The 18,523-nt window shown below is 49.7% G+C and carries 11 protein-coding genes; 5 read left to right on the top strand and 6 right to left on the bottom strand.

Translation table 11 applies throughout. From position 1 onward, the window contains the following. The 6 genes from ACLR2L_RS03385 to ACLR2L_RS03410 all read right to left on the bottom strand — a co-directional run. The coding region (locus ACLR2L_RS03385; RefSeq protein WP_413365696.1) for a LysR family transcriptional regulator at nucleotides 1-361 on the bottom strand (361 nt) is incomplete at its 3' end. A gap of 345 nt (nucleotides 362-706) precedes the next feature. After that, a complete protein-coding gene (locus ACLR2L_RS03390; RefSeq protein ID WP_413365698.1) occupies nucleotides 707-3,577 on the bottom strand; it encodes a glycosyl hydrolase 115 family protein in 2,871 nt (956 codons plus the stop codon). Between the two features lie 11 nt (nucleotides 3,578-3,588). Beyond that, entirely contained in the window at nucleotides 3,589-5,256 is a 1,668-nt protein-coding gene (locus ACLR2L_RS03395; RefSeq protein ID WP_413365700.1) for a family 43 glycosylhydrolase, read from the bottom strand. Between the two features lie 268 nt (nucleotides 5,257-5,524). After that, nucleotides 5,525-6,118: a Fic/DOC family protein gene (locus ACLR2L_RS03400; protein WP_413365702.1), complete on the bottom strand. Its 594-nt coding sequence runs from the start codon at nucleotides 6,116-6,118 to the stop codon at nucleotides 5,525-5,527. Next, the gene (locus ACLR2L_RS03405) at nucleotides 6,108-6,266 is read right to left on the bottom strand and encodes a hypothetical protein (protein WP_413365704.1); all 159 of its coding nucleotides are present in this window, start codon (nucleotides 6,264-6,266) and stop codon (nucleotides 6,108-6,110) included. The genes ACLR2L_RS03400 and ACLR2L_RS03405 overlap by 11 nt, the downstream gene beginning before the upstream one ends. Nucleotides 6,267-6,694: 428 nt before the next feature. Continuing rightward, entirely contained in the window at nucleotides 6,695-7,900 is a 1,206-nt protein-coding gene (locus ACLR2L_RS03410; protein ID WP_413365706.1) for a XylR family transcriptional regulator, read from the bottom strand. A 172-nt stretch (nucleotides 7,901-8,072) separates the two neighbouring features. Between ACLR2L_RS03410 and xylB the strand changes: the two genes are divergently transcribed. The 5 genes from xylB to ACLR2L_RS03435 all read left to right on the top strand — a co-directional run bounded on the left by xylB (nucleotide 8,073) and on the right by ACLR2L_RS03435 (nucleotide 18,482). Next, nucleotides 8,073-9,530 (top strand): xylulokinase, encoded by a 1,458-nt coding sequence (gene xylB, locus ACLR2L_RS03415; protein ID WP_413365708.1) that lies wholly within the window; start codon nucleotides 8,073-8,075, stop codon nucleotides 9,528-9,530. A 110-nt stretch (nucleotides 9,531-9,640) separates the two neighbouring features. Next, the gene (gene xylA, locus ACLR2L_RS03420) at nucleotides 9,641-10,963 is read left to right on the top strand and encodes a xylose isomerase (RefSeq protein ID WP_413365710.1); all 1,323 of its coding nucleotides are present in this window, start codon (nucleotides 9,641-9,643) and stop codon (nucleotides 10,961-10,963) included. A gap of 108 nt (nucleotides 10,964-11,071) precedes the next feature. Continuing rightward, nucleotides 11,072-13,000, top strand: a complete 1,929-nt coding sequence (locus tag ACLR2L_RS03425) for a sialate O-acetylesterase (RefSeq protein ID WP_413365712.1) — start codon at nucleotides 11,072-11,074, stop codon at nucleotides 12,998-13,000. 60 nt (nucleotides 13,001-13,060) lie between these two features. Further along, complete coding sequence (locus tag ACLR2L_RS03430) at nucleotides 13,061-14,794, top strand: glycoside hydrolase family 9 protein (RefSeq protein WP_413365714.1); 1,734 nt, start codon at nucleotides 13,061-13,063, stop codon at nucleotides 14,792-14,794. A 358-nt stretch (nucleotides 14,795-15,152) separates the two neighbouring features. Beyond that, nucleotides 15,153-18,482 (top strand): TonB-dependent receptor, encoded by a 3,330-nt coding sequence (locus ACLR2L_RS03435; RefSeq protein WP_413365716.1) that lies wholly within the window; start codon nucleotides 15,153-15,155, stop codon nucleotides 18,480-18,482. Nucleotides 18,483-18,523: the final 41 nt, after the last annotated feature.

An 18,523-nucleotide genomic window follows, 5' to 3' on the forward strand; every position in this document is an offset into this window, starting at 1 on the left:
ACTGTTCGGTATAAAAGTCGATCAAACGCGGTACCAGCCACAAAGCACAAAAAGCCTGGGTAGAACTTACGGTTAACGCCCCCTCTTCCGGCGCTTCCTGCACCTGATTTAACCCTTCCACAATATCGGCGAAGCCGCGCTGACAAGACGCCAGTAACACCTTGCCTTGTGCCGTGAGCGCCATACTGCGTGCCTGACGAGTAAATAGTTTTACGTTGAGGTAGTCTTCCAACTGCCGCATTTTTTGGCTCACCGCTGCCTGTGAAATCGCCAGTTCATCCGCCGCTTTACTGTAACTTTGGTGCCGGGCGGCCACCTCGAAACACAGTAAATGACTCAACCACCGAAGACGCTTATCCATGCCAGCCCAATAATATAAGTAGTACTTATATGTAATGTTAGAATTGATCGTTGGTTAAGTAAAGCGCAAGCAGTAACACTGTTCATCCACAGCACACATAAGGACGCAAAGAATGAACAGCAAAATAAGCAAACCACCCCATGAATTAATTAAAAACAAGGCTTCACCTGATAATGCAGGCCCTTTTTCGTCGCCTTCAACTTCAGTAACAAAGCGCGAGCGCATCAATCGTTGGCTTAGCAATATAGGTAATAAGCTGAGCTTATCTGAGTGGAGTAATATGAAGTAATGCAGAAGTTAGAAAATCAGACAGGGGGAGCTGAAATCCCCCTGCTATTCCCCTAATTACAGTTTGTAACGCCGCTCGATTGGCCCTAAATAGCTGGGCTGCAAATCGCCGGTATCTATCAGTATTTTCTGCAATACCGCACCAGGCGTTAAACCATATACCGTTAGCGTGTGACGACCTGCTTTGTTAACCGGTAAGGTAATCGTTAACGTTTTCACGTTGTCTAATACGCCTTGCTCCCAGGCTTTCTTATTCGCCTCTTCGGGCATATTTACGGTTCCCAGAAAGGCATCATCCAGTGCTACTGCCAGTTGAATACCTGTGGTTGTATCAAAGGGCAAAGACGGCGACAGTTGCAGCGACAGTTCAAATTCGCCCGCAGAGGTAAAATACAACGGGAACTGCAACGCTGGAGCGTTACCGGTATTCTGCAAAGTATGCGGGGGGATTGCCGCACGCATGGCGTCACCCGTTCTGCCGTGCAGTGCAACCAGTCGCCATTCACCTGCGCTGCCTTGCAGCACCGAGGCACTGGTTGCATTCGCCGAAATGTATCCGTCACCTTCAATAAAGTCACCGGGTTGTGGCGTTTCGGTTATGGCTGGCTTCACGGCCGTAACCTCAATGCTTGCACCGCCCCACCCAGTGCCCGTTACTAATACGGTTCCAGTATGTTCACCTGGCGGTAGTGCTTGCCAGTCAATGCTAACCGCAATCTGTTGTTCGGCGGTTAAGTTACCGCCTGTTTCCGACACCTTGATCCAATCGTGTGACGGCTTGGCTTTCCAGTTAAATGACATGCCCTGACGGTTATACACAGTGATCAGCCGCGAAGCCTCACCATATGGCGTAAACGTGGGTAACGACAGAGATTTTCCCATCCCTTCATTGGCAGGCCAGAATAACCGGCTACCCTCAACGGCTACCCCCATATCAGCCACAGCAGGTACTGCCAGCGCTTTGGTGTGAACCACCGGCGGCAGGTTAGCTGGTGGATTTCGCCAATGTACAAAGCCAATATGCGGCTGCGACATCATGTGATTCCACTTGCCTTCCTTTAAGCCATGATAAGCATCACGCAGTTGCTCATCCCGGGCAAACCAGCCGTTCACACTGGCAGCCATCTCGTTGGTGGAACTTCTATCCTGATCGGCATACAGGCGGTTAAGGGCCTGGGCATGATTTAATTCAAATAGCGCTTGGGATGCCCACAGCGGATACCCAACCAACTGAAAAAAGCTGTCGCGGTAATTGCCGTCGAGCTGGTCATAAATCTGCCCGGCAAGGGTGGCGGCATCGGCCAGTTCAGCACTTACCCGACTGGCCTCGTTGTAGTTGAGTACACTGTATGTATCAGGTGCTATAGCGGCCGGTTTACGTCTGCCATTGTGCAAGGTGTAGGTGTTCAGCAAATGGGTAATGTCATCGGTAAACTGACCGTTAAACTGCTTGTGTACCCATTTACGGGTGAAGGTGGCCGGGGATGATTCGTTGAACGCAGTGGGATTCCAGGCCTGTGCCAGGAAAAAGCTAATGGGCAATTCCATGGGCTTCAGATCGCCTACATTGGTGATCCAGATACGGTCGGCACCATATTCCCAGGCCAGGTTCATTTGCTCCCATACCTTGCCCAGCGGCACGGTATTTATCCAGCGGTATGAGCGCGGCCCACCCACGTAATCAAAGTGATAATACACACCCGCGCCCCCTTTGCGGGTTAACTCTACAGTGGTAGGCAAACGACGCACATTGCCAAAGTTATCATCAGCCCAGAGCAACGTTACATCATCAGGTACGCGCATGCCGCGTTCGTAAAAGCCCTGCACTTCTTTGTACAGCGCCCACACCTGCGGAATATCATCGATGGGCTTGTTGATGTGCTTTGCCAGTATCTCACGCTGATCAGCCACTATGCGTTCCAACAGACCAATGTTTTCACCTTCGCTCATGGGTGTGTCGGCCTGGCCGCGCATGCCCATGGTAAAAATGGCGTCTTTGTCTTTGTATCGCTTTGCCCCCTCAACCCAGAATTGGTAAAGCTTGTCGGGATTGGTGGAGTACTCCCAGGGGCCGCTGCCATAGCGATTCCATTCTTTGTCGGCGCGCATCATGGGTTCGTGGTGAGAGGTGCTCATGACAATGCCCATTTCGTGGGCCAGGTACATATTTTGAGGGTCGTCGTCGGCAAACGCATTGTTCCACATGGCGGGCCACAAAAAGTTCGCCTTCAGGCGCAATAGCAGTTCAAATACGTGCTGGTATAATGTTGCGTTATATCCACCAAACTTTTCTTGCGTCCAGTTGGTAAGTGCAGGTGCCTCGTCGTTCAAAAAGATACCGCGGTATTTTACTTTGGGTGCGTCATTTACCTGCGTTCCTGCACTTATATAAAGCGCCTCTCGCTTAACAACGGGCACATCTGCCCACCAGTACCAGGGCGACACGCCAATCTTGTCAGACAAATCGTAAATACCGTAAATGACCCCGCGACGGTCAAACCCGCTGATCACCCAGGCTTGTTCAATCTTCCCGAAAGGTTGTTGAATGTTGGCCAGTTGATACCCTTCCCATTGATTGGAATCGGCCTCAACAGCCAGCACGCCACTGGCAATAAGCCGATCGATGGGCGCAGATGCACCGCGTTCGCCAACCAAGATAACGTGTCCCGACAACGCATTTTCATCGTGTATTATCACAGGCTGTAAACCCGTCACCTTTTGAATATCTGACTGCAGGCTTTTTGCTGCCAGTAAAATCCCTGGCGCTGCGTTTCTATCAACCCAGATTGCTGCAACCCGACCACTGGATTGCTCCGCTACCACAAACGGGTGTTCGCCAGCCGACTCAGAAGAAAAAGACACATAGGCCATGGCAGGGGCAATCGCGCTTACCAGGCTGACTATTAATACAAAACACTGCTTAAACATGTCTTACTCCGTTAGTCTTGTCGGCTGTGCAGGCCAAGTGTGGTGCCAACAAAGCCACCCGCCTTGTTGGTGCTAAGCCAGGTGGCATCCATGGCAGGCGTTAACACTGTGCCTGTGTTATCATATAGGGATGTCCAGCCATCGGGGCCGTAAAAATCAAAATAAATATGCGCTTTGTCGCCGCGTACCCGCAGGGTGAGTGCGCCAGTTAATTTACTATCAAGCTGGTGCCTTGCAACCGTACTGGTATTCCCTTGCACTGCTCGCTCCACAAACAACATAGTGCCATTTGTGGTATGTGTTACCGCAAAGTAGTAATGAAACGCCTCGCTTTGGAATGCAGCTATACCGCCACTAACGCCCGCCTTATCAGGCACATTAATAGAGGCCTCAACGGTATATTCAGCGGCAGACTGATGCACGCCAAGGTAACTTACATCTCCTTTGCTGGTGAGCCCGGCTTGCTGGGGAAGCAGTTGCAGGCGGCCATCTTCAATGGATGCCCAACTGCGGTTAAAGCTGCGCAAGCCCTGCCAGCGCAAATCCAATTGCGGCTGAGAAAAGTCATCACGCCAACGGTAAAAGAGGCTTTGTTTGCTCTGAATATTTGGATAAGGTTTGGGCAGCACCACCGGAATGGGCTTACCTGACCCTAAGATAGTGGGCCAGTCGTGTTGCCACTCCAACGGAAGTAAAAACGTTTCACGGCCGGTGTTGTACCAGTCATTCAGATAGGGCCTTGTACCCAAAAATACGCTCCACCAGCGACCATCCGGACCTTCAATAAAATCGGCATGACCCGCGGCATCCACGGCATCGGGGCGCGGTAAAGGCAGGTTGCGCTGGGTAAGAATAGGGTTGTGCTGGTAAGGGATAAAAGGCTCATTGAGCGAGCGGGAGCGAAATACAACCTGAGAATGTTGTGGTCCGGTGCCCCCTTCAGCGCAGGTTAAGTAGTACCAGCCATTTTTTTTGTAAATGTGCGGCCCTTCAATCCAAACCGGTTGTTCGCTGATATTCACACCGCCGTTTACCAGCAGTTTACGTGAATCCGCGCGTACCTTCATCGACGCCAGATCAAACTCCCACAACCAGATTGCCCGATGTCCGTTGTACAAGGGTTCTCCCGGCGGGGCATCATTATGCGCAATATACGCTTTGCCGTTGTCATCAAAAAAGATATCCGGATCGATTCCACCTACTTCCGGTAACCACACGGGCTCAGACCAGGGGCCTGCCGGGTCGGTGGCCGTCAGAATAAAGTTACCACCGCTATCAACCGCGGTATTAATCAGATAGAAAACGCCTTCGTGGTAGCGCAAGGTAGGCGCAAATAGTCCTCTGGAGATGCCCAATCCCTCAAACGACGCCTGCGAATCACGGTTTAATGCATAGCCAATCAGTTCCCAGTCGGTAAGGTTTTTACTGTGAAACACTGGCAAGCCAGGCGTGTAGGCAAACGATGAGTTCACCACGTAATAGTCGTCGCCTTTTTTCGCAATGGTTGGATCGGGGTAATAGCCGGGCAACACAGGATTGCGAAACTGGTGATCTGCCACCTCGTAAAGCGATGGGGGGGTGTCGTATCGAAACCAGTCTACATCAACCGATTCTGCGGCAAGCGACCAGCTCACCGCTGAGCATGCAAGGGTTAGTACTGAGATAAGTCTTATCTTCACGTTTTATTCTTTTTTAACAGACTGCGTGCAGGCATTTAACGTGAAAGCGTGACAGGCTTCAACGAAGGGGCGTTATGAAATACGGCAATTGGAATTGCGTTTTTTGTGAATGAAATGTTATTGGGAATAGAAAATTTGAACGCCAGATGAGCTCTCTCTTCACCTCATTCAAATTTCAAATATACTTCTGCCAGGCCCTCAGGCGTATATTCAATCAGGGTGTGTTTATATATTGGCGTTTACCTATCCTGATTTAAAAAGCGATTACTTAACATTCTGAAATGGCTTGAGAAAAAATTACTTTCAACAACTCCAGATTCATATTCACCCCTGCTATATTGACATCAATCCAGTCTTGCTGAGATATCTCTGGCCAGGTTACATTATAGCCAAGCGTGAACAATAGCTCTTCGAAGAAAAAGCGCAGTACTCGACCATTACCTTCCCGAAAGGGATGCAACATGTTCATTTCGCAAAATAGATCTGAGACTTTATCAATTAACTCGTTACGGCTTTCATGGTCAGCTAGTGCAGGTATGCTTTGAAATAATTTATTTGCTTCAGGCTCAATGCGCGCCCAAGTGCAAAAGCGAGTATCGCCTTTCGAGATATCGACATCTCTAACCGTCCCCGCCCATTCATACAAATCCTGAAAAAGATAATGATGAAGATGCTTTAAATGATCGAATGAAAAATCTGTAAGAGTCCGAATGGGCGATTGGTAAGTTATATAACGATGTGCTGAAAATTCAGTTTCAGCTTCGGCTAGTTTACCCGCATCACGGATATTTAGCAGATTGACTAGAACGTCGGAGTCAGGGTAACAGTATTTATCTTGGGTTACCCCGTATTTATTTCGCATACTTGCGTTTCAGGTCGGCAATTGTTTGGTTATCACTGCTCTTCTTAAGCGAAAGGCCTTCATAACTCAAACTAACCTTAAAGTTTCCCATATTTGGGGTGAACTTTGCTTTGTGCCCGTTGGTGGTTTTAGAAACAGTATTCGACATATCACCTCCCGTTTTGCAATTATTTTACGCCAATGGCATCGAAATTACTATTAGCAGACTTCATGTGAACATTGCGTTGCGCACAACCCTACAACTGCTGTAAGCAAAGTATTAAGCCCCCATGTGACTATTCGCTTGCTTGCTTTAATGTAGTAATGGTCTGAATCTTCTTTTTACAAAATGTTCGTTTTCTCTCGACTCATATCAGCCTATCAGTATTCACAAGCTGATGCCTATCATACATAGCAAAGCCACCAGTGTTTCCAGCAGAAATAACAAACTTTATATGTCTAACGAAAAACCTGGAAGTGATGTTGTGATATAGAACGGCTTCACAATAGCCAGTGTAGATGAGCAAACAAAAAAAAGCCCGGCTCTGCAATCGACCCGGGCGCCTTTATACGTAGAGGCAACATCACTAAAAAAGACTACGACACCTGAAGGATAAAGCTATCTTCGTCCTCGTTATTTTTCATAGCATCGCGGTACTCTTTGGGCGTTTGATTAAAGTGCTTCTTGAATACGGCATACATGTATTGTAACGATGGATAGCCGCAAATTTTCGCAATCTGAGACGTTGCCTCATTACTGTTTTCCAGCATTTTACAAGCTCGCTGCAGCTTTTCGTGGTGAATTTCAGTATGGATGCTGTGCCCCCGCTCTTCGCGGAAGCGGTTTTCCAGGTTCGACCGCGATACGCCAACGTAATCCAGCACTTGTTCAACCTTGATGCCACGACACGCATTCTGGCGAATGTAGTGCATAGCCTGCATAACATGTGGATCGCTGATCGCTTTAAAGTCGGTTGACTGGCGCTCTGCCACACACTCCGGCGCAATCAGAATGGGCTTTTTAGGCGGATTATGGCCTTTGAGCATTTTATGTAACAAGCGCGCGGCCTGTTCACCCAGTTCATAGCATCCCTGACGCACCGAACTTAAGCTTACCCGACTTAAATAGCGGGCCAGCTCATCGTCATCAATACCAATCACGGCCATTTTATCGGGAATGATCATGCCGATGTGGTCACACACCTGAAGCAAATGGCGGGCACGGGAGTCGGTTACCGCAATAATGCCAATCGGCGTTGGCAGGCTCTTCAGCCAATCGGCTAATCGCTTGGTAGTATACTGCCAGGTTTCCGGACGCACCGGATGGCCACGGTAAACATAACATTCATAGCCCTGGGCGCGAGTGATCTCCAGTACTGCCTTTTCACGTTCCTGAGCCCAACGCGCATGCTCATTTACCGGCGCGCCGTAAAACGCAAAGCGCTGAATGCCTTTTTGACGCAAGTGTTCAAACGCCGCCTGTACCAATGCATGGTTATCGGTAGCAACATAAGGCACATCAGGGTAATCCTCAGGATTGGAATAGGAGCCACCAATGCCTACCACAGGCACTTTAGCTTTTTGTAAGGCGGCCTGAATTTCCGGATTGTCGTAATCGGCAATAATGCCGTCACCACTCCATTCGTCTAAGTGCTCTAATCGGGCCATAAAATCTTCTTCAAGATACAGATCCCAATCTACCTTAGAGGTTTGCAGATATTCTCCCACACCGGCAATGACCCGGCGGTCGTATACTTTATTGGCGTTAAATAGCAACGTAATGCTGTGTTTTTGTTCAAACATGTGATGTGCCCCGTCGAACTAAATTCTGTAAATATTTTTTATGTTTTTTACTTACAGGCAGCATACTAATACATCGAATCTAAATTAACAAAATAATAACAAGTTTTCGTAATTGCGGTTTAATGTTTTCGCAATCAGCATACGGGGTATAGCGTTTTACCAGAATATTGATATGTATATAGGAATAGATTTAGGCACCTCCGGTGTAAAAACCATTGTAACTGACGAGAGCGGCAACGTTATCGAATCTTCCAGCGCGCCCTTGTCGGTGTCGATGCCCAAACCTTTGTGGTCTGAGCAAAATCCCGAAGACTGGTGGCAAGCTACCTGCAAAACCCTGGACTACCTGGCGAGTAAAATGCCACTGGAAGGGGTTAAAGCCATTGGCCTTGCTGGCCAGATGCATGGTGCCACGTTGCTGAACAGCCAGGGGAAAGTGCTACGCCCTGCTATATTGTGGAACGATGGCAGAAGCGCTCAGCAATGCAATGACATCGAAAAAACCGTGCCGAATGCGCGTAAGATCACCGGTAATATTGTGATGCCAGGCTTTACGGCACCCAAATTATTGTGGGTAAAAGACAACGAACCCGATGTATACAAACAAATTGCTAAAGTACTGCTGCCTAAAGATTATTTGCGCTACAAGCTTAGCGGCGAGTATGCATCGGATATGTCGGACAGCGCCGGAACCAGTTGGCTGGATGTAGGCAAGCGCAGTTGGAGTAAATCCATGTTACTGGCTTGCGGGCTGAATGAGTCCCATATGCCCAAACTGTACGAAGGCAATGAAGTAACCGGATACCTTAACAACTCACTGGCCGAGAAGTGGGGCATGAAGTCTGTTGCCATTGTTGCCGGAGCGGGCGATAACGCCGCCGGAGCGATTGGCTGCGGCATAGTTGAACCCGGCCAGGCCATGCTGTCGCTGGGTACCTCGGGGGTGTATTTCGCGGTTACCAACGAGTTTCGCAGCAAACCTGATTCTGCCGTGCACAGCTTTTGCCATGCCATGCCAGACCGCTGGCATCTGATGTCGGTTACGCTCAGTGCAGCAAGTTGCCTGGACTGGTATGCGCGCAATGCCGGTTATCAGGACGTTGCCAGTCTGATCAACAACGTAGTGAACAACACCCAGGTGGATGATCCGGACATTCCTTATTTTCTGCCGTATCTCACCGGTGAGCGAACACCGCATAACAACCCCAATGCCAAAGCTGGCTTTTTCGGCATCACTGCCTCCACCACCCGCGCACAAATGGCACAGGCGGTTATACAAGGTGTTTCCATGGCATTGGCAGATGGCATTGATGTAGTACACGACAGCGGCGTATCGGTGAATGGTATAAGCTTAATTGGCGGCGGTGCCAAGAGCGTTTACTGGCGTCAGTTGCTGGCCAATGTGTCGGGCATTGAGATGGACTATCGCGAAGGTGGCGATGTGGGTCCGGCTTTAGGTGCTGCGCGACTGGCACAAGTGGCGGTGAATCCCCAAACAGCGGTTTCCGACATCTGTCCGGTGCCCAAAAAAGTCGGTTCATACCAGCCTGATCCGGCCCTGGCAGATTATTTCAGACATCGTCGTCAGAAGTTCCGTGAACTCTATTTCAGTCTGGAATCACATTTTTAACAAAAAACACAAGACACGTTCAAATTAACATAATTGTCGAATTGATTGCGCTCTAACATTATTTGCAATCATTATTCAACGGGCCATTCGGCCACATTTTGGAGCTATTTATGGCGGACTACTTTCAGGACATCAGCCCGATCCAGTACGAAGGTGCTGAGTCAACTAACCCACTTGCTTTTAAACACTATAATCCCAAGGAAGTGGTGTTAGGTAAAACCATGGAAGAGCACCTGCGCTTTGCTTCATGCTACTGGCACAATTTCTGTTGGGATGGCGCAGATGTGTTTGGTGGTGGCACCTTCGGTCGCCCATGGTTAAAACCAGGCGACGCCATGGAGCGTGCAAAGCAAAAAGCCGATGTGGCGTTTGAGTTTTTCAGCAAACTGGGCGCACCCTTTTACTGTTTCCACGATATCGATGTCGCTCCGGAAGGCGACACCATTAACGACTATATCCGTAATTTCAGCGAAATGACCGACATTCTGGGTGCCAAACAAGAAGCCACCGGCATGAAGTTATTGTGGGGTACGGCCAACGTATTCAGCCACCCGCGTTATATGTCGGGTGCCGCAACAAACCCGGATCCAGCTGTATTTGCCCGCGCGGCAACCCAGGTATTCCACGCAATGAATGCCACCAAGAAACTGGGCGGCGCTAACTACGTATTATGGGGCGGCCGCGAAGGTTACGAAACCCTGCTGAACACCGACTTAAAGCGCGAAAGAGAGCAGTTTGGCCGCTTTATGAGCATGGTAGTGGAGCACAAATACAAAATCGGTTTCGACGGGCTACTGTTAATTGAACCTAAGCCTCAGGAGCCTACCAAGCATCAGTACGATTACGACACGGCTACCGTATATGGTTTCCTGAAAGAGTTTGGTCTGGAAAAAGAATTCGCCGTTAACATTGAAGCTAACCACGCAACTCTGTCGGGCCATTCTTTCCATCACGAGATTGCTACGGCGTTTGCTCTGGGTGTATTTGGTTCTATCGACGCCAACCGCGGCGACGCGCAATTAGGCTGGGATACCGACCAGTTCCCTAACAGCGTGGAAGAAATGACCCTGATTTGTTACGAAATTCTGAAAAACGGTGGCTACACCACCGGCGGGTTCAACTTTGACACCAAACTGCGTCGTCAGAGTACCGATCCGGCAGATATGTTCTATGGCCATATCGGCGGCATGGACACCTGCGCACTGGGCTTAAAGAAAGCCGCAGCCATCATTGAAAATGACTTCATCGCCAACACCAAAGCGAAGCGCTACGCAGGCTGGGACGATGCCATGGGCAAACAAATCCTGGGCGGTGAATATTCTCTGGCATCACTGGCTGATTTAGCAACCCGCAGCAATCTGGATCCAAAACCGGTTTCAGGTAAGCAAGAGTTGCTGGAAAATCAGGTTAATCAGGTGCTGTTCAGCCGATAACCTCGGTTTAAAAGCCTGCTGATGCAAATCAGCAGGCTTTTTGCTATTTGATGTATCCACAAGCTAATCGAAGCAATCCGGCTAATCGGGCCAATCAAGGAGTAAGCCATGCGAATTGGGTATTTGTTTCTGGCGTTGTTATGTAGTCTGCCAACACAGGCGCTCACCCTCAACCGACTCATTTCTGATGGCGCTGTATTGCAACGACATCACAATATTCCCCTCACAGGTACAACCGACGCCACCACCGTTAAGGTGTGGCTAAACAATTCGCTCATTGGTGAAACTACCGCTCACGATCAGCAATGGTCAATATCGCTCCCTGCCCACGAAGCAGGCGGCCCATACACATTGAAAATTGAAGCTGAACACGAAGCAGCAAACGAAACAGAAGCCCCCCTGATAATTCAGGATGTGTACTTTGGCGATGTCTATCTGGCGTCGGGTCAATCCAATATGGAATTGCCCATGGCGCGTGTTCAGGAAGCGTATCCAGACGACGTAAACTATGCCAACTATCCGCTGATCCGCGAATTTACTGTGCCCGATGAGTATCGCTTTGACGGCGAAAACCAACAATACAGCAGTGGCCAGTGGCTGTCAGCAACACCAGCACACATCGCAAGACTCTCAGCTGTTGCGTACTACTTCGCCCGCGAACTGCATTTGTCTGGGGGCGTACCGGTAGGTATCGTGAATGCATCTTTGGGCGGCTCGCCAATTGAAGCCTGGATGGCCAGAGAGATCTTAACCGACTACCCGGATGACATCGCGGCGGGTGACTACTTTGCCAATCCCAGCAACGTCGAAGCCACTCAGCAGCAGGAGCAGGCAGCCCAGCAGGCCTGGTATGCCGCATTAAATGAGCAGGATAAAGGGCTAACCGGTACCCCCTGGTATACGCCTGCATTGAACGACAAAGACTGGCAATCCCTAAGCCTACCGGGCGATCTTCCGGGCAGTGAGGCAGGCTTTGCCGGGGTGTGGTGGTTGCGCAAACACGTATTTCTGGCCGAATTACCTACCGAACCACTCACCTTACGACTGGGCAGAATAGTCGATGCCGATGAAGCCTATGTTAACGGCCACAAAGTAGGTAACACCACCTATCAGTACCCGCCACGCAGTTACACTGTACCGGTATCGGCCCTGCAAAAAGGTGATAACGTTATTGCGCTGCGCGTAATTTCAAACGGTGGCAGTACCGGCTTTGTGCCAGACAAACGCTATTATTTGGGCAACGACAAGGCCCGCATCAGCTTACAGGGCGACTGGAAATACAAAGTAGCAGCCAAAACCAGTAATACGCCGTCAACAACCTTTATTCGCTGGAAGCCTATGGGATTGTTTAATGCCATGATTGCACCTGCTACACAGTTCCCGATCAGCGGTGTGCTTTGGTATCAGGGCGAATCCAATGCATCCCGCCCGGCGGATTACCGCGACAAACTCACCGCGATGATCAGTCACTGGCGAGCACGCTGGCAGCAACCTCAGTTACCGTTCTTTATTGTGCAGTTGACCAACTTTATGCAGCGTTATGCCGTTCCTACCGACAGTAGTTGGGCACAGTTACGCGATCAGCAGTACAAGAGCACTGAGCTTGGCAATACCGCGCTAATTGTTACCCTGGATATTGGCGAGTGGAACGACATACATCCGGTAAACAAGAAAGAAGTGGGGCACCGGTTAGCGCTCGCGGCAAAAAAGCTGGTTTATCAGCATCAGGTTACTTACACGGGCCCGGAAGTGGATGGGATCAGTACCGATGGCAGCGCAGTGATCATTTCATTCAGTAGTGCCGAGGGTGGATTACACGCCAACACATCGTTGCGAAACAGCTTTGCTATCGCCGGTGAAGACGGCAAGTTTTACTGGGCAAACGCGCGATTAAGCGGCGACAAAGTTATTCTTCAGCACCCGGATGTACCGCAGCCGGTAAAGGTACGCTATGCCTGGGCAGACAACCCTGCAGCTGGGCTATACAACCGCGCTGGCTTGCCAGCGCCGCCATTTGAACACAGCATTAATCGTTAAGTAATATTCGTCTAGAAGAACAAAAACAATAACAGGTAGCGTTAAAACACAGGTGGGATCATGAAATATACAAGGGCACTTTCTCGTTATCCATTCACACTCAGCGCAGCGGCTTCAGCCGTGGTATTGCTGTTATCTGGCTGTTCTGGGGGCGGAACCGACAACACCAGTACAAACACACCACCGCCGGTGGTGAGCACGCCGGATAATATCGCGCTTTTTGCCAATCAGGTAGGATTTATTCCTGAGCAGGAAAAAGAGATAGTCATTATAGCCAACCAGGTTTACCGCTTCGACGTAACCAAAACAGACAACAATCAGGTAGTATTGAGTGGCGAATCCAGCCAGCCAATGATGTGGCCACTGGCAGGCGAAAGTGCTTCAATTATTGATGTAAGCACGATCACCGAAGAAGGTAATTACCGGCTAACGCTCGATGGCAGTAACGACAGCGTAAGCTTTGCCATTCGCAACGACGCTTATGGCGATGTTCACGATGCCGCTATAAAGGCATACTACTTTAACCGGGCCAGTTTCGCACTCGACCCAGCGTACGCGGGACAGTGGCAGCGCCCTGCAGGACACCTGGACGATCAGGCGGCAGTACTGGATAACCCGTCAGATGTTCGCCCCAGCGCCAAAGGCTGGTACGACGCCGGCGATTACAACAAGTACATTGTGAACTCAGGTATTTCCACTTACACCCTGTTACGGGCGTATCTGGATTTTGGTGATTTTTATGCAAATCGCCAATGGAATATTCCGGAGTCAACCAACACGCAACCCGATATGCTTGACGAAATATTGTGGAATTTGGATTGGATGGCAACCATGCAAGATAGCGATGGCAGCGTATTCCACAAGCTAACCACGCTGAATTTCGCCCCTGATGTAATGCCCCATGAAGCCAACGAACAGCGCTATTTTGTGGGCAAAGGCACAGCGGCCGCGCTTAACTTTGCGGCGGTAATGGCTACTGCAGCTCGCGTATTCCCGGCATCGGCGAACTCTTACCAGAATGCAGCTGAGCGTGCCTGGCAGTGGGCTGTTGCCAATCCGGATATGCCTTATAGAAACCCGGAAAATGTGCGTACCGGTGAATATGGTGACACTAGCTTTGGTGATGAGTTTGCCTGGGCGGCCAGCGAATTATTGATTACCACGGGTAAAGCTGAATACCTGGAGGCAGTGAGTTCTCATCTTGGCACACCGTCTACTCCGAGTTGGGGCGGCACCATGGGATTAGCTTACCTGAGTTTATTAAAAGAAGGCGAATCACGCTTAGGCGCCAGTGACTATCAAACCATCAAACAGGACTTCCTGAATTACGCTGATCAACTGGTAACAACGGATACCGAATCGGCATTCCATGTTGCTATGCTCGAGAATGATTTTGTGTGGGGCAGCAATGGCGTTGCCATGAATCACGGTATGATGCTGGCTACCGCCTACTCACTTACCGGAAACGAAAACTACCGCACAGCTATGAGCCACCTGGTAGACTATGTGCTGGGTAAAAACCCCACTGGCTATAGTTTTGTTACCGGCTTTGGTACAAAGCCCCCGCGCTTTATTCATCACCGTCAGTCTCAGGCAGATGACGTGGCTGATCCGGTTCCGGGTTTTGTTGCAGGCGGACCACACAGTGGTCAGCAGGATGGATGTACTTACCCATCTGATCTTCCGGCAACGTCATATGTAGACGACTGGTGTAGTTACGCATCAAATGAAGTCGCTATTAACTGGAACGCACCTTTGGTGTATACGCTGGCAGCGATGAATAATTTGTATTAAATCTATTTTTATTATTTTCATCTCGCGGTGAATCGAATCAGATTCACCGCCAACACCCCTTTCCAACATCAATCAAAAACCCTCAAAAAGTAACAATACCCCACTCAAATATCGCTAAAAACGTGACATTTCAAATATGAACCGATTCATTAAGTAATTACTAATTAACTTTATTGTTAATTATTTGTTGCGATTTATTGTTTTGTTGTTGTGATATTTTAACACTCCATTGATACATTCTATTGACTGAATCACTATGCCCGGACCCTTTCTCAGATCTGTCCTTTTGCTGTTGGGAGCAGCGATAGATCGAAGAGTGGATATAACTATTCCATTTAATCTCAACGGAGACGTGATAATGGCTGAAGCACGGGCACACACCAAGCGATTTGCACACCCATTTAATAAGTCCATTTTGGCATTAACCGTTTTGTCTGCTTTGCACTCGTCCTGGGCACAGGAAGCACCTGCCGCTCAAGAGCAATCATCAGAAGATGAAGAAGTAGTAGAAACAATTGAAGTAAAAGGTATTCGAGGCAACCTGCTGAATGCTCAGAACCTGAAACGATTTTCAGATACGGTAGTCGACGCCATCACGGCCGACGACATTGGCACCCTGCCTGATCGCAGCGTACTGGAAGCTATTCAGCGTTTGCCAGGGGTATCAATTGAACGGTTTGCCGGTCCGGACGACCCTGACCACTTCAGCGTAGAGGGCAGCGGCGCGATCATTCGCGGTATGACCCAAACGCGAAGCGAATTTAACGGACGCGATTCTTTCACGGCTAACAGTGGCCGTGGTTTGTCGTTTCAGGATGTTTCACCCGAACTGATGGGCGGCGTCGATATCTACAAAAACCAAACTGCTGACATGATTGAAGGTGGTATCGGTGGCACTGTAAGCTTGCGCACCCGTAAACCTTTTGATTCAGATGGCCGGGTTATTGCCTTTGGTGGCGATTACTCCTATGGCGATTTAGCGAAAGAAGGCAGTCCTACGTTTTCTGGCTTATACAGTGATCGCATCGATCTGGACGGCAATGGTGAATTCGGGTTCCTTTTGAACTATGCAAATTCACAATTGTATGGAGAGTCCCATGGTATTCAGTCGGACGCCTTCGTTCAGTACTATGCGCGCGACCTGGCTGGCGCAGAAGCCTTTGTAGGTAGCGACAACAACGGTACTGTTTGGATCCCGAACGCCTCTAACCTGTTGAAAAAATTCGACGATCGCAAACGTGAAGGCTTCGCCAGCACCCTGCAGTGGGAAAGTGAAGACGAAACACTGTTAGCCACTATGCAGTATGTTCGCTCTGATGCGTCTTTGTCGTGGCACGAACAGGCAGTGAAGTACCAGGGTGGTTACTACAACATCGACAGCCGTCGTACACGCGCATTGGATGGTACTGAGTTTGAATTCGACGACAACGGCGTATTTGGTTCGGGTACTATGGTACAGGGCGTTGATGGGTGGCGTGCTGCTAACGGCAACAACGACCGTATTATTCGCTCTTGGGAAAGCGGTGGTCGCCCGCAGTTTGGTTACCCTTACCAGTTCGATTCACGCGTGAAACAAACGGATACCCTGGTTGAAGACTTTTCACTGAACCTCGAGTGGATGGCAACCGACGCACTTGAACTGAATGCCGATATTCAGTACATCAAGGCAGAAACGTCTGACGACGACGTTGTATTACATACCGCGGCTTTTGCGGGTCAGTATTACGATATTACTGGCAACACGCCCACTATGACACTACTTGAGCCCTATTTCGGTTACCGCGATGCAAATCCGGAAGTGTATGCAGGTGGCGTCTATCCTGGCTTTACCGATGACCCAGCGGGCGATACTAACTACTTCCAGGATCCTAGTTCTTATTACCTGCGAAGCGCGATGGATCACTGGGAGCGCTCTAACGGCGACTCATTTGCTACCCGCTTAGACGGCACCTATCACCTTGATAGCGAGAGCATTTTTACGTCAGTTCAGGCTGGTGTGCGGTACGCCAAACGCGAGCAAACCGTGCGTTCAACCAGTTGGAACTGGGGTTCGTTGGCACCGGAGTATACCGGAGCCGATGCAGCGGGCTGGTTAGACACCATTCCGGTAGATGCAAGCAACTTCGAATATGTAGATTGGTCTGATTTCCATGGTGGTGGCGTAGCCAATATTCCTGGCAACCAAACCATTCACGCAACGGAAGCTTATGTTCGTTCAATCATTAATGGCGCCATGCCATACATGACCGACAGTGGTTCCTGGGTGCCTTATCGCAACCGCGACGGAGTAGACGCTAAATATGGCTTATTTACTCCGGGTGAAGTGAACTTCACGCAAGAAGAGAACAAAGCTATTTACGTACGGGTAAACTTTGAAGGCAATGGCGACACGCGCTATAGCGGTAACGTTGGTTTGCGTTACGTAAAACTCGACAGAACGGCTGACGGTGCAGTTACCTTCCCGGATCTGGTACCTGACTTTTTACCACCAGAGTCATTGCAAGGTGCGCCACTGACCGGCGAGATCGTGTCTAACTGGTTAAACGACCAGGTTGCGGCCGGTAACTACGCCGATTTGGAAGAAGCGCTGGCGGCAGATGAAAACCGCTGGATTGGCGATCAGCTAAACTACCTGTCTGCCAGTGAGCGTGGCTTTGGTAATGATGCGGAAGAGCGTTTGTCTGCCAAAACCGATTTTGAAATGTTACTGCCCAGCTTTAACTTCAAAATGGAAGTGGCTGATGATCTGATTGCGCGTTTTGCTTACTCAAAAGCAGTAGCGTTGCCGGACATGGGCGATGTGCGCAACCGCGCCTCATTGGGCAATGAACCCGTGCAAGCTATCCGTCCTATCAGCAATCCGGATCCGGAAAATCCGCCAGAGCCTGGTACTAACCTGGTACAAACTGCCTATGTACCCGCCTGGACGGGATCAGGTGGTAACCCCTTCCTGAAACCCATGGAATCCTCACAGTATGATATCGCGCTGGAATGGTATTTCGCGGATGTGGGTCAGTTGAGTATGACGTACTTCCACAAAGACCCGAAAAACTACTTTATTCAGGGCGCGTCGGTACAGGAGTACACCAACCCGACTACCGGTTTGTCACAAGCGGTACTGGTTAGCTCTACCACTAACGGTGGCAAGGGTAAAATGGACGGTGTGGAAATTGCGTATCAGCAATTCTACGACATGCTGCCTGCCCCGTTTGACGGCTTAGGTATTCAGGCTACCTACACCTATATTGATGCGTCGGGTGTACCGAACAACGAAATAGATGTAGAAGATGAAAGCTGGCTGGGTGACGACTTTACCGATACCGGTATTCGCGTAAGTCTGGACAACGTACCACTGCAAGGGCAGTCTAAACACACGGCCAACTTTGTTGCCATGTACGAGAAAGACGGCTGGAGTGCGCGTTTAGCGTATAACTGGCGTTCGCGTTACCTGTTAACCACCCGTGACGTTATCTCCAAAGCGCCATTGTTCTACAACGACATTGGTCAGCTTGATGGATCGGTGTTCTATAACTGGAACGAGAATGTCACCGTGGGTATTCAGGGTACAAACTTAACCAATTCTCAGTCTGAAACCATCATGGTACTGAACAACGAAGGGCTCGAAACCGGTCGTTCGTGGTTTAAGTCAGACCGCCGGATTGCTTTTGTAATGCGTGCAAACTTCTAGTAGGCACCACCGTTGTAAACTGCATCAGGCCGGCGCATCTG

The sequence above is a fragment of the Alteromonas sp. AMM-1 genome (assembly GCF_047290655.1).
Taxonomy (GTDB): domain Bacteria; phylum Pseudomonadota; class Gammaproteobacteria; order Enterobacterales; family Alteromonadaceae; genus Alteromonas; species Alteromonas mangrovi.

Excerpts from the sequence above, each read along its gene's own strand:
- ACLR2L_RS03390 (WP_413365698.1), bottom strand. The coding sequence starts at position 3,577 with ATGTTTAAGCAGTGTTTTGTATTAATAGTCAGCCTGGTAAGCGCGATT.
- ACLR2L_RS03400 (WP_413365702.1), bottom strand. The coding sequence starts at position 6,118 with ATGCGAAATAAATACGGGGTAACCCAAGATAAATACTGTTACCCTGAC.
- ACLR2L_RS03405 (WP_413365704.1), bottom strand. The coding sequence starts at position 6,266 with ATGTCGAATACTGTTTCTAAAACCACCAACGGGCACAAAGCAAAGTTC.
- ACLR2L_RS03410 (WP_413365706.1), bottom strand. The coding sequence starts at position 7,900 with ATGTTTGAACAAAAACACAGCATTACGTTGCTATTTAACGCCAATAAA.
- xylB (WP_413365708.1), top strand. The coding sequence starts at position 8,073 with ATGTATATAGGAATAGATTTAGGCACCTCCGGTGTAAAAACCATTGTA.
- xylA (WP_413365710.1), top strand. The coding sequence starts at position 9,641 with ATGGCGGACTACTTTCAGGACATCAGCCCGATCCAGTACGAAGGTGCT.
- ACLR2L_RS03425 (WP_413365712.1), top strand. The coding sequence starts at position 11,072 with ATGCGAATTGGGTATTTGTTTCTGGCGTTGTTATGTAGTCTGCCAACA.
- ACLR2L_RS03430 (WP_413365714.1), top strand. The coding sequence starts at position 13,061 with ATGAAATATACAAGGGCACTTTCTCGTTATCCATTCACACTCAGCGCA.
- ACLR2L_RS03435 (WP_413365716.1), top strand. The coding sequence starts at position 15,153 with ATGGCTGAAGCACGGGCACACACCAAGCGATTTGCACACCCATTTAAT.